Annotated in this window: 21 protein-coding genes; 8 read left to right on the forward strand and 13 right to left on the reverse strand. The window is 60.4% G+C overall.

What is annotated here, in order from left to right; translation table 11 throughout:
* The first annotated feature begins 96 nt into the window (after positions 1-96).
* Positions 97-1,410, forward strand: coding sequence for an ATP-binding protein (locus tag PSH87_RS01265; protein WP_017737551.1), 1,314 nt, complete (start codon positions 97-99; stop codon positions 1,408-1,410).
* A gap of 69 nt (positions 1,411-1,479) precedes the next feature.
* Here PSH87_RS01265 and rimK read toward each other — a convergent pair whose 3' ends face one another.
* Both rimK and PSH87_RS01275 read right to left on the reverse strand, forming a co-directional pair.
* The gene (gene rimK, locus PSH87_RS01270) at positions 1,480-2,385 is read right to left on the reverse strand and encodes a 30S ribosomal protein S6--L-glutamate ligase (protein ID WP_003187674.1); all 906 of its coding nucleotides are present in this window, start codon (positions 2,383-2,385) and stop codon (positions 1,480-1,482) included.
* On the reverse strand, positions 2,382-2,798 hold the full coding sequence (locus PSH87_RS01275) for an ATP-dependent zinc protease (protein WP_305434236.1): 417 nt from the start codon (positions 2,796-2,798) through the stop codon (positions 2,382-2,384). The genes rimK and PSH87_RS01275 overlap by 4 nt, the downstream gene beginning before the upstream one ends.
* A 363-nt stretch (positions 2,799-3,161) precedes the next feature.
* Here PSH87_RS01275 and PSH87_RS01280 point away from each other — a divergent pair, with 363 nt between their 5' ends.
* The 3 genes from PSH87_RS01280 to PSH87_RS01290 all read left to right on the forward strand — a co-directional run bounded on the left by PSH87_RS01280 (position 3,162) and on the right by PSH87_RS01290 (position 6,300).
* Positions 3,162-3,569 carry an RNA-binding S4 domain-containing protein gene (locus PSH87_RS01280; protein ID WP_305432185.1) on the forward strand — a complete coding sequence of 136 codons (408 nt, stop codon included), beginning with the start codon at positions 3,162-3,164 and terminating at the stop codon, positions 3,567-3,569.
* A gap of 107 nt (positions 3,570-3,676) precedes the next feature.
* Positions 3,677-4,579, forward strand: a complete 903-nt coding sequence (gene hslO / locus PSH87_RS01285; protein WP_305432187.1) for an Hsp33 family molecular chaperone HslO — start codon at positions 3,677-3,679, stop codon at positions 4,577-4,579.
* Positions 4,580-4,758: 179 nt separating this feature from the next.
* Positions 4,759-6,300 carry a phosphoenolpyruvate carboxykinase gene (locus PSH87_RS01290; RefSeq protein ID WP_017737555.1) on the forward strand — a complete coding sequence of 514 codons (1,542 nt, stop codon included), beginning with the start codon at positions 4,759-4,761 and terminating at the stop codon, positions 6,298-6,300.
* Between the two features lie 58 nt (positions 6,301-6,358).
* On the opposite strand, the gene PSH87_RS01295 is transcribed toward PSH87_RS01290, so the two are convergent.
* From PSH87_RS01295 to PSH87_RS01320, 6 genes are all read right to left on the reverse strand, one after another.
* The gene (locus PSH87_RS01295; protein WP_305432190.1) at positions 6,359-7,222 is read right to left on the reverse strand and encodes an EamA family transporter; all 864 of its coding nucleotides are present in this window, start codon (positions 7,220-7,222) and stop codon (positions 6,359-6,361) included.
* 146 nt (positions 7,223-7,368) lie between these two features.
* Positions 7,369-7,725: a DUF1493 family protein gene (locus PSH87_RS01300; RefSeq protein ID WP_305432191.1), complete on the reverse strand. Its 357-nt coding sequence runs from the start codon at positions 7,723-7,725 to the stop codon at positions 7,369-7,371.
* Between the two features lie 269 nt (positions 7,726-7,994).
* A complete protein-coding gene (locus PSH87_RS01305; protein WP_305432192.1) occupies positions 7,995-8,630 on the reverse strand; it encodes a DUF1493 family protein in 636 nt (211 codons plus the stop codon).
* On the reverse strand, positions 8,627-8,887 hold the full coding sequence (locus PSH87_RS01310) for a hypothetical protein (protein WP_305432193.1): 261 nt from the start codon (positions 8,885-8,887) through the stop codon (positions 8,627-8,629). Before PSH87_RS01310 ends, PSH87_RS01305 begins: the two co-directional genes overlap by 4 nt.
* Before the next feature lie 297 nt (positions 8,888-9,184).
* Positions 9,185-9,784: a putative adenosine monophosphate-protein transferase Fic gene (locus PSH87_RS01315; protein WP_305432194.1), complete on the reverse strand. Its 600-nt coding sequence runs from the start codon at positions 9,782-9,784 to the stop codon at positions 9,185-9,187.
* Entirely contained in the window at positions 9,784-9,954 is a 171-nt protein-coding gene (locus PSH87_RS01320; protein ID WP_017737561.1) for a YhfG family protein, read from the reverse strand. Before PSH87_RS01320 ends, PSH87_RS01315 begins: the two co-directional genes overlap by 1 nt.
* Before the next feature lie 175 nt (positions 9,955-10,129).
* Here PSH87_RS01320 and PSH87_RS01325 point away from each other — a divergent pair, with 175 nt between their 5' ends.
* From PSH87_RS01325 to PSH87_RS01335, 3 genes are all read left to right on the forward strand, one after another.
* Complete coding sequence (locus PSH87_RS01325; protein ID WP_017737562.1) at positions 10,130-11,305, forward strand: tetratricopeptide repeat protein; 1,176 nt, start codon at positions 10,130-10,132, stop codon at positions 11,303-11,305.
* 231 nt (positions 11,306-11,536) lie between these two features.
* The gene (locus tag PSH87_RS01330; protein ID WP_305432195.1) at positions 11,537-13,474 is read left to right on the forward strand and encodes an ATP-dependent DNA helicase RecQ; all 1,938 of its coding nucleotides are present in this window, start codon (positions 11,537-11,539) and stop codon (positions 13,472-13,474) included.
* A 24-nt stretch (positions 13,475-13,498) separates the two neighbouring features.
* On the forward strand, positions 13,499-13,930 hold the full coding sequence (locus PSH87_RS01335) for a thioesterase family protein (RefSeq protein ID WP_017737564.1): 432 nt from the start codon (positions 13,499-13,501) through the stop codon (positions 13,928-13,930).
* Positions 13,931-14,083: 153 nt separating this feature from the next.
* On the opposite strand, the gene PSH87_RS01340 is transcribed toward PSH87_RS01335, so the two are convergent.
* From PSH87_RS01340 to PSH87_RS01355, 4 genes are all read right to left on the reverse strand, one after another.
* Positions 14,084-14,557 (reverse strand): glycine zipper domain-containing protein, encoded by a 474-nt coding sequence (locus tag PSH87_RS01340; RefSeq protein ID WP_017737565.1) that lies wholly within the window; start codon positions 14,555-14,557, stop codon positions 14,084-14,086.
* Positions 14,558-14,757: 200 nt separating this feature from the next.
* Positions 14,758-17,106, reverse strand: a complete 2,349-nt coding sequence (locus PSH87_RS01345) for an FdhF/YdeP family oxidoreductase (RefSeq protein WP_017737566.1) — start codon at positions 17,104-17,106, stop codon at positions 14,758-14,760.
* Entirely contained in the window at positions 17,103-17,942 is an 840-nt protein-coding gene (fdhD, locus tag PSH87_RS01350) for a formate dehydrogenase accessory sulfurtransferase FdhD (protein ID WP_305432196.1), read from the reverse strand. Before fdhD ends, PSH87_RS01345 begins: the two co-directional genes overlap by 4 nt.
* 97 nt (positions 17,943-18,039) lie before the next feature.
* Complete coding sequence (locus PSH87_RS01355) at positions 18,040-18,927, reverse strand: LysR family transcriptional regulator (RefSeq protein ID WP_017737568.1); 888 nt, start codon at positions 18,925-18,927, stop codon at positions 18,040-18,042.
* Positions 18,928-19,069: 142 nt separating this feature from the next.
* Between PSH87_RS01355 and lysM the strand changes: the two genes are divergently transcribed.
* On the forward strand, positions 19,070-19,510 hold the full coding sequence (gene lysM / locus PSH87_RS01360; RefSeq protein WP_017737569.1) for a peptidoglycan-binding protein LysM: 441 nt from the start codon (positions 19,070-19,072) through the stop codon (positions 19,508-19,510).
* Between the two features lie 127 nt (positions 19,511-19,637).
* Here lysM and yrfG read toward each other — a convergent pair whose 3' ends face one another.
* Positions 19,638-20,300: a GMP/IMP nucleotidase gene (yrfG, locus tag PSH87_RS01365; protein WP_017737570.1), complete on the reverse strand. Its 663-nt coding sequence runs from the start codon at positions 20,298-20,300 to the stop codon at positions 19,638-19,640.
* Positions 20,301-20,309: the final 9 nt, after the last annotated feature.

A 20,309-nucleotide genomic window follows, 5' to 3' on the forward strand; every position in this document is an offset into this window, starting at 1 on the left:
CATCCATGGGTTCGGCTCCGTGAGGGTCGACGGGATGCCCGGCGTCTGCAATTCTGCGAGCGCCGCTCATTCCTGCAAGGTGTCTAGCTGTCTTCTATGAAAACCCCGCTGTGGTTCCCGCAAAGCTTTTTCTCCCGCACCCTTTGGCTGGTGCTGATCGTCGTCCTGTTTTCCAAGGCACTCACGCTGGTTTATCTGTTGATGAACGAAGACGTGCTGGTGGATCGACAATACAGCCACGGCGTCGCCCTGACGCTGCGCGCCTACTGGGCCGCCGACCCTGAGAACCGCGAGAAGATCGCCAAGGCCGCCACCCTGGTGCGCGTCGCCGGCGCCGGTGTGCCGGAGGGCGAACAGCATTGGCCCTACAGCGAGATCTACCAGCGCCAGATGCAGGCCGAACTGGGTGAAGACACCGAGGTGCGGCTGCGCATGCATGTGTCGCCCGCGTTGTGGGTGCGCGCGCCGAGCCTGGGCGAGGATTGGCTGAAAGTGCCGCTGTACCCGCACCCGTTGCGGGGCCAGAAGATCTGGAACGTGCTGGGCTGGTTCCTGGCCATTGGTTTGCTTTCCACCGCGTCCGCGTGGATTTTCGTGCGCCAGCTCAACCAACCGCTCAAGCGCCTGGTGTTTGCCGCCCGCCAACTGGGCCAGGGGCGCAGTGTGCGCCTGCCGGTCAGCGATACGCCCAGCGAGATGACCGAGGTGTACGGCGCCTTCAACCAGATGGCGGAGGATGTCGAACAGGCCGGGCGCGAACGCGAGCTCATGCTGGCGGGGGTTTCCCATGACTTGCGCACACCGTTGACGCGACTGCGTTTGTCACTCGAACTGATGGGCAATCACAACGACCTCACCGACGACATGGTCCGGGATATCGAGGACATGGACGCGATCCTCGACCAGTTCCTGGCGTTTATCCGGGATGGCCGTGACGAAGTGGTGGAGGAAGTGGACCTGACGGACCTGGTGCGTGAGGTAGTGGCGCCCTACAACCAGAATGGCGAACAGGTGCGTATGCGCCTGGAGCCGATCCAGCCGTTTGCACTGCGTCGGGTGTCGATGAAGCGCCTGTTGAACAACCTGATCGGCAACGCCTTGCATCACGCGGGTTCCGATGTGGAAGTGGCGGCGTACGTGTCCGGCGACAGTGCTGCGCCTTACGTCGTGCTGAGCGTGATGGATCGCGGCACCGGGATCGACCCGGCGGAGCTGGAAGGCATCTTCAACCCGTTCACCCGTGGCGACCGTGCCCGGGGTGGCAAAGGCACAGGCCTTGGGCTGGCGATTGTGCGGCGGATTGCCTCGATGCATGGCGGCAATGTTGAGTTGCGCAACCGTGAAGGCGGAGGCCTGGAAGCGCGGGTGCGTTTGCCGTTGGGTCTGATGCTGCCCAGGGACGCGGTCTAACAATCACAGCAAATCAAATGTGGGAGCTGGCAAGCCAGCTCCCACAGTTTTTTGTGGTGTCTGTCTAATTCAGCCCTTGCCCTTGGTCCGCGTCATATTCGGCCCACCATTCTTCTCCAGGTGCTGAATGATGATCCCCGCCACATCCTTGCCTGTGGTGGTTTCAATCCCTTCCAGGCCGGGCGATGAGTTGACCTCCATCACCAGCGGCCCGTGGTTGGAACGCAAGATATCCACACCTGCCACGCTCAACCCCATGACCTTGGCCGCCCGCAGCGCGGTCATGCGCTCTTCCGGGGTGATCTTGATCAGGCTGGCGCTGCCGCCACGGTGCAGGTTGGAGCGGAACTCGCCCGGCTTGGCCTGGCGTTTCATCGCTGCAATCACCTTGTCGCCCACCACGAAGCAGCGGATATCCGCACCGCCGGCTTCCTTGATGTATTCCTGCACCATGATGTTCTGCTTGAGGCCCATGAACGCCTCGATCACCGACTCTGCCGCCGTCGCGGTTTCACACAGCACCACGCCGATGCCCTGGGTGCCTTCCAGCACCTTGATCACCAGCGGTGCGCCGTTGACCATCTCGATCAGGTCGGGGATGTCGTCCGGTGAGTGGGCAAAACCGGTGACCGGCAGGCCGATACCCCGACGTGACAGCAGTTGCAGCGAGCGCAGTTTGTCCCGCGAGCGCGCGATGGCCACCGATTCGTTGAGGGGAAACACGCCCATCATTTCAAACTGGCGCAGCACCGCGCAGCCATAAAAGGTCACCGAAGCGCCGATACGCGGGATCACCGCATCGAAGCCCTCCAGGGGTTTGCCCCGGTAGTGGATCTGCGGCTTGTGGCTGGCAATGTTCATATAGGCACGCAACGTGTCGATCACCACCATTTCGTGGCCACGTTCGGTGCCGGCCTCGACCAGGCGGCGGGTGGAATACAGACGCGGGTTTCGCGACAGCACAGCAATCTTCATGCAGCACCTGGGGCAGAAATAGTAGAGACCGGGAACACCGGCTTGTCTTGTACGTACTTGACGCCGGGATTGACCACCAACTGGCCGTCAATCAGCGCCTTGGAGCCGAGCAACAGGCGGTAACGCATGGCTTTGCGGCAGGCCAGGGTGAACTCCACCCGCCATACCCGATCACCCAGCGCGAGGGTGGTGCTGATCACATAGCGCACCTGCGCATGGCCGTTGGAGCTCTTGATGGTTTTCATCGTCACCAGGGGCGCTTCACAGCGGCGGTGACGCAATTGCACCACGCTGCCCAGGTGCGCGGTAAAGCGCACCCAGTTCTCACCGTCGCGCTCAAAGGGCTCGATATCGGTGGCATGCAGGCTTGAGGTGCTGGCGCCGGTGTCGATCTTGGCGCGCAGGCCAGCCACTCCCAAGTCGGGAAGTGCCACCCACTCACGCAGACCCACAACGGTCAAATGGTCAAATGTCTTCAATATGGGTAACCGGTCATTCAGAAATGTTTCGTAGTCTTCGAGGACAGTAACGTCCAACTGCGCATGGATTGTGACAATCCCCGACCATCCGTGAAGGGTTGGCGCCGAATTCGCGGTATTCACGCAGAATATTCGGCAAATGGCGACAGATATCGCTCAGGTGCCGGTAATCAGTCGATGCAATGGAAAGTCACGTAAAACTCCAGCCGCCTGGCGTATCTTAGGTGAGCCTTGAGGTTTATGCGTCGAAGGGTTTCAACGGTAAAGTTGCGACATTTTTCAGAGCGAGGAATTCAAGTGGCTCAAAAGCAGGAAGAGGAAGAAAAGGTCCGTTTGGACAAGTGGCTGTGGGCGGCGCGTTTCTATAAGACCCGTGCCCTGGCCAAGGCCGCCATCGAGAGCGGCAAGGTGCACCATCGCGGCGAGCGCTGCAAGCCGGGCAAGGAACCGCGCGTCGGAGATGAGTTTCAGATTCGTACAGGGTTTGATGAAAAGACGGTCGTAGTGCAGGCGCTTTCCACTGTGCGCCGTGGTGCGCCGGAAGCCCAGGCGCTGTACGCCGAGACCGCAGCCAGCATCGCCAAGCGCGAAAATGCGGCGGCGATGCGCAAGGCCGGCGCCATCGGCATGACCACCGATGGCAAACCGAGCAAGAAACAGCGCCGCGACCTGTTCAAGTTTCGCGGCAGCGGAAACGACGACTGAGGCCACCGGCAATCGCCCAAAGTGTCACTTGGCTTGGATCTGCCTCGGTTTGTTCATAAACTGCAGCATCTTCGCGTCAATATTCTTCAATTCAGATACCCAGACCTATGACTGATCTACCGGATACCGACTTCACCCAACGCTTCATCTTCGACGAGACCGACGCCCGGGGCGAACTGGTATCGCTGGAGCGCAGCTACGCCGAAGTCCTCGCCAAGCACGCCTATCCTGAGCCGGTCGCGCAATTGCTCGGTGAGTTGATGGCGGCTGCGGCGTTGCTGGTGGGCACCATGAAGTTCGACGGTTTGCTGATCCTGCAGGCCCGTTCCGAAGGCCCGATCCCGTTGCTGATGATCGAGTGCTCCAGCGAGCGCGATATCCGTGGCCTGGCCCGTTACGAGGCCGACCAGATCGCCCCGGACGCAACCCTGTCCGACCTGATGCCCAACGGCGTGTTGGCGCTCACCGTCGATCCGACCGAAGGCCAGCGCTACCAAGGCATCGTCGACCTCGACGGCGAGACCCTGTCGGACTGCTTCACCAATTATTTCGTGATGTCCCAGCAAGTGGGCACCAAGTTCTGGCTCAACGCCGACGGCCATCGCGCCCGTGGCCTGCTGCTGCAACAACTGCCGGCCGACCGTATCAAGGACGACGACGATCGCGCGGAAAGCTGGCGCGGCCTCACCGCCCTGGCCGGCACGCTTACGGCGGAAGAACTGCTGGGCCTGAGCAACGAAACCATCCTGCACCGCCTCTACCACGAAGAAGCCGTGCGTCTATTCGACGCACAGTCGCTGCGCTTCAATTGCAGCTGCTCACGCGAGCGCTCGGCCAATGCGCTGGTCAGCCTGGGCCTGGAAGATGCACAGAACCTGGTGGTGGAACACGGTGGTCATATCGAGATCGACTGCCAGTTCTGCAATGAGCGTTACCTGTTCGATGCCGCCGATGTAGCGCAGTTGTTCGCCGGCGCAGGCATCGACACCCCTTCCGACACCCGCCACTAAAACGTTTAAGCACAGGTAAATCACCTGACAAACGCCGGATTAGCGCAGTTCTGACGGGAGGGCCCTACTCTTTTTGGGCTTTTCTGGCATAATCCGGCCCACTTTTTTCGCGGTAGTAGTGCGCAACTTTCTACTACAAAACGTTTGGAGCACTCGGCCATAGGCCGACGGGGAACCTCATGACGCAAGCCAATAACGCCGTATACACCGATCTGAGTGTTGACGATCTGGTCAAAGAAGCCCTGCAGCGCGGTGAAGGCGTGCTTGCCGATACTGGCGCGCTGGTCGTAGAAACCGGTCACCGTACCGGTCGTTCGCCAGTCGATCGTTTCATCGTTGAAGAGCCGACTACCCAGGACGCCATTGCCTGGGGCCCGATCAACCGCAAGTTCCCGGCCGACAAGTTCGATGCCCTGTGGGCTCGCGTCGAGGCCTTCAACAATGCGCAAGAGCATTTCGTTTCCCACGTTCACGTAGGTGCGGCCGAAGACCACTACCTCGCCGTGAAAATGACCACCCAGACTGCCTGGCAGAACCTGTTCGGTCGTTGCCTGTTCATCAACCCGGCCCAGTACAACCCGGCCGGCCGCGATGAATGGCAAGTGCTCAACGTGGCCAACTTCGAGTGCGTGCCAGAGCGTGATGGCACCAACTCCGACGGTTGCGTGATCCTCAACTTCGCGCAGAAGAAAGTGCTGATCGCCGGCATGCGTTACGCCGGTGAAATGAAAAAAGCCATGTTCTCGGTGCAGAACTTCCTGCTGCCGGCTTCCGACGTGCTGCCAATGCACTGCGCCGCCAACATCGGCGAAGCAGGCGACGTAACCCTGTTCTTCGGTCTGTCGGGCACCGGTAAAACCACTCTGTCCGCCGACGAAAGCCGTTACCTGATCGGTGACGACGAACACGGCTGGGGCGAAGGCGTGGTGTTCAACATCGAAGGCGGTTGCTATGCCAAGTGCATCGACCTCTCCGAGAAGAACGAGCCGGTCATCTGGAAAGCCATCAAGCACGGCGCCGTGCTGGAAAACGTCGTGATCAACGACGCCAAGCACGCCGACTACACCGACGTCAGCCTGACCCAGAACAGCCGCGCCGCCTACCCGCTGGAACACGTTGCCAAGCGTTCCGAGAAGAACCTGGGCGGCGAGCCAAACGCGGTGATCTTCCTGACCTGCGACCTGACTGGCGTACTGCCACCGGTGTCGATCCTCAGCGAAGAACAAGCGGCCTACCACTTCCTGTCCGGCTACACCGCACTGGTGGGCTCGACCGAAATGGGTTCCGGCGGCGGCATCAAGTCGACCTTCTCCACCTGCTTCGGCGCACCGTTCTTCCCGCGTCCGGCTGGTGAATACGCAGAGCTGCTGATCAAGCGCATCCGCGGCTTCGGCTCCAAGGTCTACCTGGTCAACACCGGCTGGACCGGCGGCGGCTACGGCGTCGGCAACCGCTTCAACATCCCGACCACGCGCGGCGTGATCGCAGCGATCCAGAGCGGCGCGTTGATCGGTGCTGAAACCGAGCACCTCGACACCATCAACCTCGACGTGCCACTGGCCGTACCGGGCGTTGAGACCGGCCTGTTGAACCCACGCAACACCTGGGCCGACAAGGCTGCCTACGATGAAGCGGCGAAAGCGCTGGCTGGCTTGTTCATCGAGAACTTCAAGAAGTTTGAAGTGAGCGATGCGATCAAGGCTGCGGGTCCTAAGTTGTAAGATTCGGTTGCTGTGAAAAAGCCGCCTCTTGTGAGGCGGCTTTTTTGTGCGCGGGTGATTAGTCGGCGATGTGCAAGACCACGGCGCCGACGAGTACGAGTACAACGCCCAGCACCTGCACCGCCGACAACCGCTCCTTGAAAAACACAAACCCCAGAATCGCCGCAATCCCGCCCGACAACGTACTAATCACCGTCACCACCGACACCGACCCCGCCATCGCCCCCCACGAAAACGCCGAGAACCCGCCCAGGTTCATCAGGCTCGCCCCGGTCAACGTCGCGCAGTTTTTCAGTGGCGGTATTTTCAGGCCATCCTTGATCCTCAGCACCATCATCACCAGCACGCACAGCCCCACCAGGTAACCCAGCCACAACATGCTGATCGGCCCCAGCGCAGGCAGCGTGTATCGGCCTTGCAGCCAGAAGCTGGTGCCGTACAGCGTTGCGGCGAGCATGGCGTAGGCGATGGACAGCCGTGGGTTGTTGTGGGGGACGCCGTTGTCCTTGTGCAGGCTGGAGAGGATCACGCCGATCACGCACAGGGCGATGCAGCCCAATTGAGTCAGGCTGATGTGCTCACCGCTGGCCCAGGACAGTAGCGTGGTGACTACGCCGTAGGACGTCACCAGCGGTGCGACGATGGCCGCTTTGCCCAGGGCGAAGGCCTTGGACAGCGCGAGTGCGCCGGAGACGGTGAGCAAGGCGGCGGCGATGCCCAGCAGCCAGACGCTCAGCGGCGCGTCGAGGAACTTGAAGAGGAAGGCCGGGAAGATGACCAGCAACAGGGTCATGATCAAAAAGCCGAGGGCTTGGCCGAAGTACACCGCGCGTTTCACGCCCACGGCGCGGGCGTTGAGGCCCACGAGAAAGTCCGTGCCACCCCAGAGCAGGGCGGCCAGCAGGCCCATTGTTACGTCCATGTAAGGTCCTTGTTGGTTCGTGCGTGGCTTGCCAGATTAGCGCAGATCCAATGTGGGAGCGGGCTTGCCCGCGATAGCGGTGTGTCAGTTGATACCGCCATCGCGGGCAAGCCCGCTCCCACAGTGGGGTCTCTGTGTTGTTGAGGTCAGCTGAGGTTTTCCAGGGTTTGCGTGTCCCAGGTGTGGGTCTTGATTGCCAGGTACAACATGCCGATGGTCAGCGGGATTTTGGCGCCACGGCCCTTGGCGCGATGTTTCAGGAAGACATCGAACACCGGTGGGTTGAAGTAGCGATACGCGTCGTAGTCGCCCATATCGAGGGCAAATTCCTCCTCCACGGCTTCCATGAATTGCTTGGCCTCCACACTGTCGCAACCGAGGTCGAAGTTGATCGCGGTTTGCAGGCGCGGGGTTTTGTGTTTCGGCAGGCCGATTTCTTCGTGCAGCAGTTGCAGGAGTTGCTGCATGGCGAGGTCTTCGGGGAAGTCGGCGGCGAGGTTCATGGTGGGGGCACGCAGGAGTGGGTGAGGGGGATGGTCGCGTTGCAGACGGTATTTGTTTCGGGTGATGAAGAGTGCCAAGCCTATCAAGAATACGAAGACAGGTAGGAAGGGCATTCTGAGAATCACCGCCACGTAGGGTAGTAGGAACGTCAAAGTGAGCCCGGTCACGAGAAATGTGAGTGCGAAACGCTTTCTGAGGGTGGGGTCTGTGACTTGTAGATGCAGCAGCAAGTAAAGGCCGAGGAAAAAGGCTGTTTGCAGATAGATATTCATGACATCTGGTAACCGATTGCTTCGAGCGTCTCAGACTCCCAGCGTTTGGCTTTGATGGCTTGGTAGAGCATGTTGATGGTGAGTGGCGCCTTGCCTTCGCACCCTCTTTCTACATACCGCAAATAGACGTCGAAACCTCGGCGCTTGAAGTAGCGGTTGTTTTTATAGTCACCGAGTTTCAAACCGAAATCTTGTTTCAGCGCAGCCATCAATCGTCTGGCCTCGCTACTGCTACAGCCGAGGTCGTGGTTGATTGAGGTATTGAGGTTAATGGCCTGGTGCTTGGGCAGGCCCACAGCTTCATGTACGAGCTGCAAAAGATGGCGCATGAGGGGGTCGTTTGGGAAATCGGCGGCCAAGTTAAGCGTGGGGGCCACCAGCAGTGGGTGAGCGGATTTGGTTCGACTGTAGCGGTGGCGGTCCAGGAACAGTCCCGAACCTAATAGGACTGCGCCTATCGGCACGCTGGGCAACTGGGCTTCGTGTGCCCAGTAAGGGAGCCATATTGCACAGGCTAGTCCTGTGGCTAGCAGAGACAAACCGACATATTTCCTTAGCTTTTGCGCGCGTATTTTGTTGTCGATGACAACGTTCAACACAATAAAAATCAGCCATTGCAGGTACTCCATCATCGGGTGATGCCCCCCATAAATGGAATAACCATTGCAGGCATGGAGCGCTGGGGGCCTATCCCACCATCGACCTGCGCTTCAATTCCAATAACCACATCGCCTGCGTGATAGGTGCGAATGAAACTTTTGGCGATTACTCCCACATCCAGTAAACCGAGGTTTACTAGCGCGTTTCGATTAGCAGGTAAAACGGTAGCGCGGATCACCGTGAAAGTGACGCCGTAGTGGCCGATGTATTGAGTCCTTTCGATGTTCACAGGGTTTTTCCCAGGCGGTGGAAAGGACGCTAGTTTCGGTCAGGCAAATATGGATTTTGTAGAGGGGACGGTGAGTGTTCTAAGCAGTTTCAGAAGCGGATGGCGTGGTGTTTGGCGGTTTCTTACAGCGGCGTCCGGCGTTGTTCGCATGGCAGCGATTTCACAGGAAAAGTAGGCCAACTGTGGGGAGCCGGGCTTGCCCGCGATGGCGGTGGGTCAGGTAGGGAATTATCGGCTGATACACCGCCATCGCAGGCAAGCCAGCTCCCACAGGTTTAGCGGCGTGGCGGGGAACGATTAACTGCTGGCAGGCCGGCTGATACACCGCTCGAAAATCGCCTCCAACCCGCGATAATCACACGCCACCGCATCAATATTCGCCGGCACCCACGCGGCGTGTTTCACCAGCCACCAGTTCACTGAAAAGCCCGCATTCACAATGATCTGCTCAAACAGGATCCGTTGCGCGCGGCCGTTGCCTTCGCGGAAGGGGTGAATGACGTTGAGGTCGCCGTACGCCTCGGCAATCTGCGTCACCAGCTCGGCCTGGGTCACGCCGATGTACCAGTTGGCCTCTTGCATACGCCGGATGATTTTCGCCGCTTCCGGTGGGATGCGTTCCGGGGTGCAGAACAGGGTGTCGCCTTTCTGGATGTTGACGCTGCGCAGTTCGCCGGCCCAGTCGTAGAGGTCGCCAAACAGGACGCGGTGGATGTGTTGCAGGCGATCGAGGTCGTAGGGCGGTGGGAAGAGCGGGAGGTTGCCTACGGCGATTTCGGAGAGTTCCCGCTCAGCCTGGTGCAGGCGGGCTTCGTCGTGCAAATCGAGGCGGTTGCGCAGCACGCTGCTACCGGGATAGCAGTACGGGTCCTGGCCCACGCCATATTTGTCGAGCATCAGCGTGGGGTGTCGCGGTACTTGGCAAGGACGGCTTCGCGGGTCGGCAGGGGTTTGTCGACGTCGGCCGGTTGGGTGTCGAACCCTTCCAGGCGCAGGCTGGCCAGGTAATTGGAACGGCGGATCTTGTGGTAATGATCCTGTTTTTGCTCAAACGTCAGTTCGCTCATCGCAGCGTACTCCGGGGTGGCAAGGCTTGATTGTAGCGCAATGCTTCCGAGGGCAGGCGCGATAAAAACCACGTCACATTTTGTACAAAAAAACTGCCAGCTCGCTGAATTCAGCGTATGTTGCAGCGCAAAATCTTGTAGGGCGATTTTGCCCACTACTTAAAGGGAGTTAAGCATGGGTTTGCTTCGTGTCGCTTCGGCGATGTCATTGTGTGCGGTCGCGTTTTCAGTCCAGGCCGACCAGTTGCCGATTGAAGTGCTCAGTGCAGTGGTCAAGGACCAGAAAATCGCCGACGCCGAAGTGCTGCTGCAACGCAACGGCGCGCAAAACGTCGTGGGCCGCACCAACGCCCAAGGCCAGGTGGTCCTCACCAGCGCGGCCGCCGATGATGGCAGCAGCCTGCTGATCATCAAGAAACCCGGCTATTCCAACCTGGTGGTGAAGTGCCCATGCAAGGGCATGACCTACGCGATCAGCCCGGTGATGGAAAACCTCGACGGCCTGCGCGTCGTGCTGACCTGGGGCCGCAACCCTTCCGACCTCGACTCCCACATGATTTTCCCGGGCAACAACATCTACTACGCCAGCAAAAAGGGCACTGATGCCGAGCTGGACGTGGATGACACCGATAGCTACGGCCCGGAAACCATCACCCTGCAGAAAAAACACTACGGCGAAAGCTACGTGTATGCCGTGCATGACTACTCCAACCAGTCCTACCCGAATTCGAGCCAGCTGTCCGACAGCGAAGCCAAGGTGTTCGTGTACATGGGGCAATCCCTGGTCCGCACCTACTACGTGCCGAAAAACCGCACCGGCAACCTGTGGACCGTGTTCCGCATGACCGGCAGCGGCGACTTCCAGGACATCAACAGCTTCACCGGCGTCACCGTGGATGCGGCGAATGTGCTGAACGAAGTCAAACCGTTGCTGGATGACAGCGTGGCCGTCACTGAAGTGGTTGTCAGCTCTTCCGTACAGGCTGATGCGAAGAAACTTAACCTGAAAGGCGAAGCGGCCTACCAGGCGGGTAACCTGGATCAGGCGATTGAGTTCTTCCGCCAGGCCATCGATCTGGATAACAGCTTCGGCAAGGCCTACGGCAACCTGGGCTTGGCGTATCAGAAAGCCGGCAACACTGCCGAGTCGATCTGGGCCAACCGCAAGGCCATCGCGTTGGCGTCGGGTGCCAATGCGGCGACCGTGCGTGCCGGGTCTTACTACAACATTGCGCGGATCTATGAAGCGGCCGGGCAGTTCCAGGATGCGTTGCGTCACTACCAGTTGGCGAAAGAGCAAAAGGCCAATCCGGTGTATGACACGGCGATTGAGCGTGTGAAGAACCGCTGATTCAGCCATAGCTCAAAACTGATATGTGGGAGCCAGCTTGTGTGGGAGCTGGCTCCCACATTTGGTTTGTGGTGTTCCTGCAAAACCTGGTGAAACATCCCACTTCGGCCCTGGGCCATCCCTCACCCTGTGTATCATCCTGTCTCTTTTTTCCATGCGACCTTTCTCGATCCGCTGAACTTCCCGGGCTATGTTTTCAAGCCAACTCAGCGGTCAATGGAGCGACAGCCGATGCACGACACCCTCCAGCAGGTCTTTGGTTATCCACAGTTTCGTCTGGGCCAGGAACAGACGGTCAGCGCTGTACTGGCCGGCCGTTCTGCCGCCGCGATTTTCCCCACCGGCTCAGGCAAGTCCCTGTGTTACCAGCTGTCGGCCGTACTGCTGCCGCACCTGACGCTGGTGGTGTCGCCGTTGTTGGCGTTGATGCAGGACCAGCTGGGTTTCCTGCAACGCCATGGCATTTCAGCGGGCAGCATCGACTCGGCGCAGAGCCGCGAAGACGCCAATGACGTGATGGCCCGTGCGCGTTCGGGCGAGTTGAAGATCCTCATGATTTCCGTGGAGCGCTTGAAGAACGAGCGCTTTCGCAACTTTCTGCAAAGCGTGCAGATTTCGCTGTTGGTGGTGGACGAGGCGCACTGTATTTCCGAATGGGGCCACAACTTCCGTCCCGACTATTTGAAGCTGCCGGACTACCAGCGTCAGTTCAATATCCCACAAGCCTTGCTGTTGACGGCTACAGCAACGCCCAAAGTGATCGCCGACATGCAGGCGAAGTTCGCCATCGCGCCAAACGATGTGGTCACCACGGGCTTCTACAGGCCCAATCTCAACCTGCTGGTGGAGCCCGTCAGTGGGGCGGACAAGCGCCGACGCCTGGTGCAGTGGATGAGCGAGCGGGCGGGCCAGCCGAGCATCGTCTACGTGACCCTGCAAAAAACCGCCGAGCAGATTGCCGAGCATCTCAATCGCAACGGCATTCAGGCCGAGGCCTATCACGCCGGTCTGCCCCACGATAAACGCGAGGGTATCCAGCAGCGCTTCATGGGCGGGCGCTCCAACTGCATCGTCGCGACCATCGCGTTTGGCATGGGCATCGACAAGAGTGATATCCGCAATGTGGTGCACTTCGACCTGCCCAAATCCATCGAGAACTACAGCCAGGAGATCGGCCGCGCGGGGCGTGATGGGCAGCCGTCCGACTGCCTGGTGCTGGCCAACCGCGACAGCCTCAATGTGCTGGAAAACTTCGTGTATGGCGATACGCCGGAGCAGGACGCCATTCGCCGTGTGCTGGAGGCGTTGCAGGCGGCGCGGGGCGATGGGCAGTGGGAGTTTCTGCTGCGCTCGCTGTCGGACCACAGCAACATCCGCGAGCTGCCGCTGAAGACCCTGTTGGTGCAGTTGGAGCTCAAGGGCGTGATTGCGCCGCGCTACGCGTTTTATGCGGAGTACCGCTTCAAGTACCTGATCGAGCCCGACGCCTTGTTGGCAAGGTTTAGCGGCGAGCGGCAGCAGTTTGTTGCGGCGATCGTCGAGGTGTGCAAGCGCGCCAGGGCCTGGGCCACGGTGGATTTCGACGCGCTGTATCAACAGCACAACGCCGGACGCGACCGCGTGGTGAAAGCCCTGGATTACTTCCAGGAGCAGGGCCTGATCGAGTTGGAAAGCAAGCAGATGACCGAGGTCTACAGCCTGCTGGACACAGGATTTGATCCACAGGCGTTGAGCGCCGAGTTATACACAGGCTTCAAGCAGCACGAGGTCGGCGAGGTGGCGCGCATTCACGCCATGCTCGACCTGTTTGCCACCGAGCGCTGCCTGGGCCAGCGCCTGGCGCAGTATTTCGGTGATGAAAACGCGCCGCAGCGCTGCGGGCATTGCTCGGTTTGCCACGGCAATGTTGCGCACTTGCCACCGCCGCCCGCTTTGCCGCCGCTTGTGGATAAAAACTTCATGGGGCTGTGCGGGGATTTTATCCACAGGCATCATCAGCACACCGGCCAACTGCCCGAAGCGGAACGCCTGACGCGGTTCCTTGGCGGCATCAGCGTACCGTTGTTTACCAAGCTGAAGGCGCGGGGTATTCCGGGTTTTGCTGCGCTGGAAGACTATCCATATGCCGAGGTACGCCAGTGGGCCGCAGCCCATTTGCAGGACCTTTAAACCCATCTACACGAGATGCCCCCGATGCCCGACTCAGTGCCCCAACGTGCCGACTACCTTCACTTCCAGCCGATCATCACGCGCTGGCACGACAATGATGTGTACGGGCATGTGAACAACGTCACCTACTACAGCTTCTTCGACACGGCGGTGAACACCTACCTGATCGAACAGGGTGGTCTGGATATTCATGACGGCAAGGTGGTGGGCTTTGTGGTGAGCTCGGCGTGCGACTACTTTGCGTCGATCGCCTTTCCCGAGCACATCGAGATCGGCCTGCGGGTGGGCAAGTTGGGCAATAGTTCGGTGCAATACGAGTTGGCGGTGTTCAAGGCGGGCGAAGACGACGCCTGCGCGGCGGGGCGCTTTGTGCATGTGTTTGTGGAGCGCGGGTCGAACCAGCCGGTGGCGATTGCGGGGGTGTTGCGCGAGGCTTTGCAGCGGTTGGTGGTCTGACCCCCAATTCTGCAAACGATGAAAGCCAACTGTGGGAGCTGGCTTGCCTGCGATAGCGGTGTGTCAGGTTTGCATCTGTTGCCTGACACGACGCTATCGCGGGCAAGCCCGCTCCCACATTTTTTAGCCTGCGGTGCCTTTTAGATCGTGGGCTTACCGGTGACGGTAGTGATGCTTATTCTTGCGATGCCCATAGGCATGCCCACGGCCACGATGGTCATCGCGATCATAACGACGGTTGTCGCGCGAACGGCGATCATCGTCGTCGCTCTTGTTGCCCATGTAGTTACCCAGGGCACCACCTGCACCACCGCCGGCGGCTGCGCCGATCAGGCTGCCGGTGCTGCCGCCGACACTGCGGCCGACCACGTTGCCGCCCGCTGCGCCCAATGCGCCGCCAATGGCCGCTTCGCCACGGCTGCGTTTGTCGGCACCGACCGCACTACCGCCTGCGCCGCCCAGGGCTGCGCCAATGGTGGAGCCGGTGTTGCCGCCAAGCTGCTGGCCAACGACCGAACCTAGAACCCCGCCCAATGCGCCGCCTACACCGGCTTCGGTGGTGCCACCGGCCATGGCTGCGCCACTGACCAGGCCAAGGGACAACAAGAGAATCGAGGAGAACTTCATTCAGGGAAACCTCAAGGGGATGACGGCGCGATCCTGAGGCTGTATCGGCATTGTGACAATAGAAATCCGACCAGTAACACGAGTTGTGCACAATTAGCTAAGTTATTGTTTTAACTGGGGAACTTAAGTCGATTTAGTGAGTCTTTAACTCTTCGGAACGGCCGCTTTTATGCAAAAGCGGCCTTTTTTGTGCCCGCGATTTACGCCGTGCGCGCCATGATCAAGCCGTTGTCACTCGCGGCTTCCAAACGGATCGCGACGAATTTCGACGTTGGCGTATGGCTGCCATCCCCCGTGCTTTCCAGCGGCACCAGCGGGTTCACTTCCGGGTAGTAGGCGGCTGCCTGCCCCGCCGGAATATCAAACGCCAGCAAGGTAAAGCCTTTCACCCGGCGCTCACGGCCGTCTTCCCACAGCGACACGATGTCCGCCTTTTGCCCCGGCTTGAAGCCCAGGCGGATGATGTCGGCTTCGTTGACGAACAACACGTCACGCTGACCCTTGACCCCACGGTAGCGGTCGTCCAGGCCATAAATCGTGGTGTTGTACTGATCGTGGGAGCGCATCGACTGCATGATCAGGTCCGGCACGCGGCCCGTGGCGTGGGTGCGTTCGTGGATCAGGTCCTTGGGCAGGATGTTCGCGCGGAAATTCGCGCGGCCCGATGGCGTGTTCCAGCGGCGTGCGCCAGCCGAGTTGCCGAGGTAGAAACCGCCTGGGTTTTTGATCTTCTCGTTGAAGTCCTTGAAGCCCGGGATGGTGTCGGCGATCAGGTCGCGGATGCGCCCGTAGTCGGCCACCAGCCAGTTCCAGTCGACCGGCTTGCTGCCCAGGGTCGCGGCGGCGATACCGGCGAGGATGGCGGGTTCGGATTTCATCAGCTTCGACAGCGGCTGCAACTGGCCATTGGAACCGTGGACCATGCTGAACGAGTCCTCCACCGTCACCGCTTGCGGGCCATCGGCCTGGATGTCGATGTCGGTACGGCCCAGGCACGGCAGGATCAACGCGTCCTTGCCGTGCATCAGGTGGCTGCGGTTGAGCTTGGTGCTGATCTGCACGGTCAGGTCGCAGTTGCGCAGGGCTTGAAAGGTGCGCGGGCTGTCTGGCGTGGCTTGGGCGAAGTTGCCGCCCAGGCCGATAAACACCTTGGAGCGCCCTTCGAGCATGGCGTGGATCGCTTCCACCACGTTGTGGCCGTTTTCCCGTGGCACCTGGAATTGGAAGCGGCGCTCCAGCGCGTCGAGGAACGCCACCGGTGGCCGTTCGTTGATGCCCATGGTGCGGTCGCCCTGCACGTTGCTGTGGCCGCGCACCGGGCACAGGCCGGCGCCCGGGCGGCCGATGTTGCCGCGCAGCAGCATCAGGTTGGCGATTTCCTGGATGGTCGGCACCGAGTGACGGTGCTGGGTGATGCCCATCGCCCAGCACATGATCACGTTCTTGCCTTTGGCGTACATGCGCGCCGCTTGCTCGATCTCCACCAGGGTCAGGCCGGACTGCTCGACGATTTCATCCCACGAGGTGTCGTCGATCTTGGCCAGGTAATCCAGCACGTTGACCGTGTGTTCGTTGAGGAAGTCGTGGTCGAACACGGCTTCCTTGCCTTCGGCCTGGGCCTGGCGTTCCCACAGCAGCAGGAACTTGGCCATGCCGCGCAGGATGGCCATGTCGCCACCCAGCGCCGGGCGGAAGTAGGCGGTGTTGGTCGGCTTGTCGCCGTTGGTGAGCATTTCCAGCGGGTGCTGCGGGTGCTGGAAGCGTTCCAGGCCGCGCTCTTTCAGTGGGTTGATACACACCACCTGGGCGCCGCGTGTCACCGCTTCACGCAACGGTTCGAGCATGCGCGGGTGGTTGGTGCCGGGGTTCTGGCCCCAGACGAAGATGGCGTCGGCATGTTCAAAGTCGTCAAAGGTCACGGTGCCTTTGCCCACGCCCACGCTTTGCGCCAGGGCGACGCCGCTGGCTTCGTGGCACATGTTCGAGCAATCCGGGAAGTTGTTGGTGCCAAACGAACGCACAAACAGTTGGTACAGATACGCCGCTTCGTTGCTGGCGCGGCCCGAGGTGTAGAACTCGGCCATGTCCGGGCTGGGCAGGGCGTTGAGGTGCTTGCCCACCAGGTCGAACGCGGCTTCCCAACTGATGGGCTGGTAGCGGTCGGTCTCGGCGTCGTAGCGCATCGGCTCGGTGAGGCGGCCCTGGTATTCCAGCCAATAGTCGCTTTGTGCTGTCAGCGAAGTGACGCTGTGCTTGGCGAAAAACGCTGCATCCACACGGCGCTTGGTGGCTTCCCAGTTCACTGCCTTGGCGCCGTTTTCGCAGAACTTGACCATGCCGCTTTCCGGCGAGTCGCCCCAGGCGCAGCCCGGGCAGTCGAAGCCGCCGTTCTGGTTGGTCTTGAGCATCATGCGCAGGTTTTTCAGGGCGTTGTCGCTGGTCAGCCAGGCCTGCGCCACGCTGATCAGCGCACCCCAGCCGCCGGCCGCACCTTTGTAGGGCTTGTAGCGCGGGGTTGGGGTTTGGTCGGCTTGGTTATGATTGCTCACGGCTGGTTCTCCATCGCAGGGCTGTAGACCCGCGGCGCACTTTTCTGCGGCAGGTGGATGAGATTGAGGTTATGCCGGCGTGCCCATTGCAGGGCCAGGCCGGTGGGCGACGACAGGCTGACCAGGGTCTGGATGCCCGCGCGCAGGACTTTCTGGATCAGCTCGAGGCTGCAACGGCTGGTGACAATCGCCAGGCCACCGTCGGTCGGAATCTTTTGGCGGATCAGCGCGCCGATCAACTTGTCCAGGGCGTTGTGTCGGCCGATGTCTTCGCGGCCCAGCAGCAATTCGCCCTGATTGTTCATAAACACCGCGGCGTGAACCGCGCCGCTGTATTGGCCCAGCGGCTGAAACGCGCTGATGCGCTGGCGCAGGCCGTCGAGCCATTCGGCAGGCGGCAACGGGGCGCCGGGCAGTACTTGCAGGTCGGGCAGGGCTTGTTCCACCGCTTCCACGCCGCACAGGCCACAGCCGCTGGTGCCGGCCAATTGGCGGCGCTGCTGCTTGAGGTTCCAGAACGCACGGCTGGAAATCTGCACCTGAGCGTATTGGGCTGAGCCGGAGCCGCTGAGTTTCAGGTCATAAATGTCGCTAACGTCGGTGATAATGCCGCTGCCAAGGCTGAAACCGACGATAAAGTCTTCCAGGTCGGTGGGCGTCACCAGCATCACCGCCTGGCTGATGTCGTTATAGGCAATCGCCAACGCCACTTCTTCCGCCAGCGCGGTGCTGGCGATTTCAGTGTGTTCGAGATTGCAAAACTGGTAGCTCTGGCTGGCGGCCGGCGCGGCTGTATCAAGGGCGGGCGCCGCGCAGACTGGGCGCTTGGCGTTCATGGGGCAATACCACCGGCGGATTGATCAGTGTTTAGACTAGGCGCGACAAAGCGTCGCGTCTAATTGCCAGTACTGATCTACCGATAGATGACGTCGATCAAGACGGGTTTTGCGATTTCTGAAACAGCGCGAAACACGCCTCGGCCAACGCCGAGCGCGGCGCGCTGCGGCGCATGATCAACCCGAGGCGCGCCAAGGTGTGGGCGTCTTCGATCGGTTGCAGGCGCAGATGCTCGGTCAACGCGTCCAGGCCGCCGTCCAGTGGCATCACCGCACAACACAGGCCGCCGTGCACAGCTTGTAACAACTGATGGACGGCATCGGTTTGCAGCAGCGGTTGCGGGTTGAGCCCACGGCTGTGGAAGTTGTGGTCGATGGACTGGCGAAAGTGCATGCCGCTGGTGAGCATGCCCAGGGGCAATTCCGTCAGCGCTTCCCAGCTCAGGGGTTTGTCGCCAAAGCTGAAGAAGCGCTGGTCGTAGAGCAGGCCCATGCGGGTTTCGCCCAAGGCCAGGGAGTCGAAGCGTTCGTTGTCCAGGCGCTCCAGGTAGGACACGCCGAGGTCCAGGCGATTGCTCGCCAGTTGTTCAAGGATTTGCTCGGAGCTGAGTGCTGACAGCTCAAAGCGCAGGCTGGGGTGCTCTTTGTGCAGTTGTTGCATCAGCGCCAGCGGATCAAAGCTCGACAGCGGCACCACACCCAGGCGCAACGTGCCGACCAGGTTGCCGCGACAGGCGGCGGCTTCGGCCTGCAAGCCGTCATAGGCAGCCAGCACGGTGCGCGCCCAGGCCAGCACGCGTTCACCGGGGGCGGTAAAGCCTTCGAAGCGCTGGCCGCGATTGACCAGTGGCAGGTCCAGTTCTTCTTCGAGGCTGCGCAAGCGCATCGACAGGGTCGGCTGGGTAATGTGGCAACGTGCCGCGGCTTGGCCGAAGTGACGGGTTTCGTCGAGGGCGATGAGGAATTTCAGCTGTTTGATGTCCATCTTCGCTCCAGGGCTTATTGCAATGGCGGGGGGATTCTAGCGCGTGTAGGAGTCGTCTGGTCATTGGTCGGGCTGGAACCAGGTTCTGTAGGACTGGTCTAGTCTTTGGCATCTGGAACTTAAACCCAAAGGAGAGCGAACCATGAGTCTTTTTAGCTTTGTTAAGGAAGCCGGCGCGAAGTTGATCGACCTGTTGACACCGGGCAATGCCAACGCCGGTGAGAATCTGAAAAAGCATATCGAAGATGTGGGGCTGGGCAACCCGAACGTGCATGCCACCGTTGACGGTGACAAGGTGACGATCACCGGTGAAGTCGCCAGCCAGGAAGAGAAAGAAAAGATCATTCTGGCAGCAGGCAATATTGCCGGGGTGGCCAGTGTTGAGGACCAGATTACGGTGTCTGGCCCGGTGGTTGCGGCCGCGCGTTTTGTCGTGGTGAAGAAGGGCGACACGCTGAGCGCTATTTCCCTGGCGGTGTACGGCAACGCCAACCAGTACAACAAGATCTTCGAGGCGAACAAGCCGATGTTGTCGCACCCGGACAAAATTTACCCAGGGCAGACGCTGCGCATTCCTGAGTAACGCACAGCACAGCTTGTGTGGGAGCCGGGCTTGCCCGCGATTGCATCACCTTGGTGTCACTGATACACCGCGGCGCCTGCATCGCGGGCAAGCCCGGCTCCCACATAGAGCTACTCCAACAATGGGGTCAGAGTCCGCCAATGAGATCGCGGTAGTCTTCGACTGCGGCAAACTCCCCAGTGTCCTTTGGCCCCTTCTTGCTATCCGGCTCTTTCACCGCCAACAAATGCCCCACCCCAAACGCCCGCGCGCTGCGCAAGATCGGCAAGGTGTCATCGATAAACAAACTGCGCGCCGGGTCAAAGCCGATATCGGCTTGCAGGGCATCCCAGAATTGCGGGTTTTCCTTGGCGAAACCGTAGTCGTGGGAGCTGATCAATCGCTCGAAATACGGCGCCAGTTCAATGCGTTCCAACTTCAATGACAGCGAGTCGCGGTGCGCGTTGGTGATCATGATCACGCGCTTGCCGGCCTGTTTGATCGCCGCCAGGAAGGTGTCGGCATCCGGGCGCAGGGCGATGAGGTGGGCGGTTTCCAGCTTGAGTTCGCGCACCGGGAGCTTGAGCTCGGCACTCCAGAAATCCAGGCAATACCATTGCAACTGTCCGGCGTTACGCTCGAACAGTGGCTGCAGTTCCATCTCGGCCATGGCCCGGCTTACCCCGTGCAGCTCGGCGTAGCGTTGCGGCAGGTGTTCCATCCAGAAATGGTTGTCGTAGTGCAGGTCGAGCAAGGTGCCGTCCATGTCCAGCAGGACGGTGTCGATGGCGTGCCAAGGCAAAGAGGGCATGGGGCGGTC

Source organism: Pseudomonas sp. FP453 (assembly GCF_030687495.1).
In the GTDB taxonomy this organism is placed as follows: Bacteria; Pseudomonadota; Gammaproteobacteria; order Pseudomonadales; family Pseudomonadaceae; genus Aquipseudomonas.

Excerpts from the sequence above, each read along its gene's own strand:
- PSH87_RS01265 (WP_017737551.1), top strand. The coding sequence starts at position 97 with ATGAAAACCCCGCTGTGGTTCCCGCAAAGCTTTTTCTCCCGCACCCTT.
- rimK (WP_003187674.1), bottom strand. The coding sequence starts at position 2,385 with ATGAAGATTGCTGTGCTGTCGCGAAACCCGCGTCTGTATTCCACCCGC.
- hslO (WP_305432187.1), top strand. The coding sequence starts at position 3,677 with ATGACTGATCTACCGGATACCGACTTCACCCAACGCTTCATCTTCGAC.
- PSH87_RS01290 (WP_017737555.1), top strand. The coding sequence starts at position 4,759 with ATGACGCAAGCCAATAACGCCGTATACACCGATCTGAGTGTTGACGAT.
- PSH87_RS01295 (WP_305432190.1), bottom strand. The coding sequence starts at position 7,222 with ATGGACGTAACAATGGGCCTGCTGGCCGCCCTGCTCTGGGGTGGCACG.
- PSH87_RS01300 (WP_305432191.1), bottom strand. The coding sequence starts at position 7,725 with ATGAACCTCGCCGCCGACTTCCCCGAAGACCTCGCCATGCAGCAACTC.
- PSH87_RS01305 (WP_305432192.1), bottom strand. The coding sequence starts at position 8,630 with ATGATGGAGTACCTGCAATGGCTGATTTTTATTGTGTTGAACGTTGTC.
- PSH87_RS01315 (WP_305432194.1), bottom strand. The coding sequence starts at position 9,784 with ATGCTCGACAAATATGGCGTGGGCCAGGACCCGTACTGCTATCCCGGT.
- PSH87_RS01320 (WP_017737561.1), bottom strand. The coding sequence starts at position 9,954 with ATGAGCGAACTGACGTTTGAGCAAAAACAGGATCATTACCACAAGATC.
- PSH87_RS01325 (WP_017737562.1), top strand. The coding sequence starts at position 10,130 with ATGGGTTTGCTTCGTGTCGCTTCGGCGATGTCATTGTGTGCGGTCGCG.
- PSH87_RS01330 (WP_305432195.1), top strand. The coding sequence starts at position 11,537 with ATGCACGACACCCTCCAGCAGGTCTTTGGTTATCCACAGTTTCGTCTG.
- PSH87_RS01335 (WP_017737564.1), top strand. The coding sequence starts at position 13,499 with ATGCCCGACTCAGTGCCCCAACGTGCCGACTACCTTCACTTCCAGCCG.
- PSH87_RS01340 (WP_017737565.1), bottom strand. The coding sequence starts at position 14,557 with ATGAAGTTCTCCTCGATTCTCTTGTTGTCCCTTGGCCTGGTCAGTGGC.
- fdhD (WP_305432196.1), bottom strand. The coding sequence starts at position 17,942 with ATGAACGCCAAGCGCCCAGTCTGCGCGGCGCCCGCCCTTGATACAGCC.
- PSH87_RS01355 (WP_017737568.1), bottom strand. The coding sequence starts at position 18,927 with ATGGACATCAAACAGCTGAAATTCCTCATCGCCCTCGACGAAACCCGT.
- lysM (WP_017737569.1), top strand. The coding sequence starts at position 19,070 with ATGAGTCTTTTTAGCTTTGTTAAGGAAGCCGGCGCGAAGTTGATCGAC.
- yrfG (WP_017737570.1), bottom strand. The coding sequence starts at position 20,300 with ATGCCCTCTTTGCCTTGGCACGCCATCGACACCGTCCTGCTGGACATG.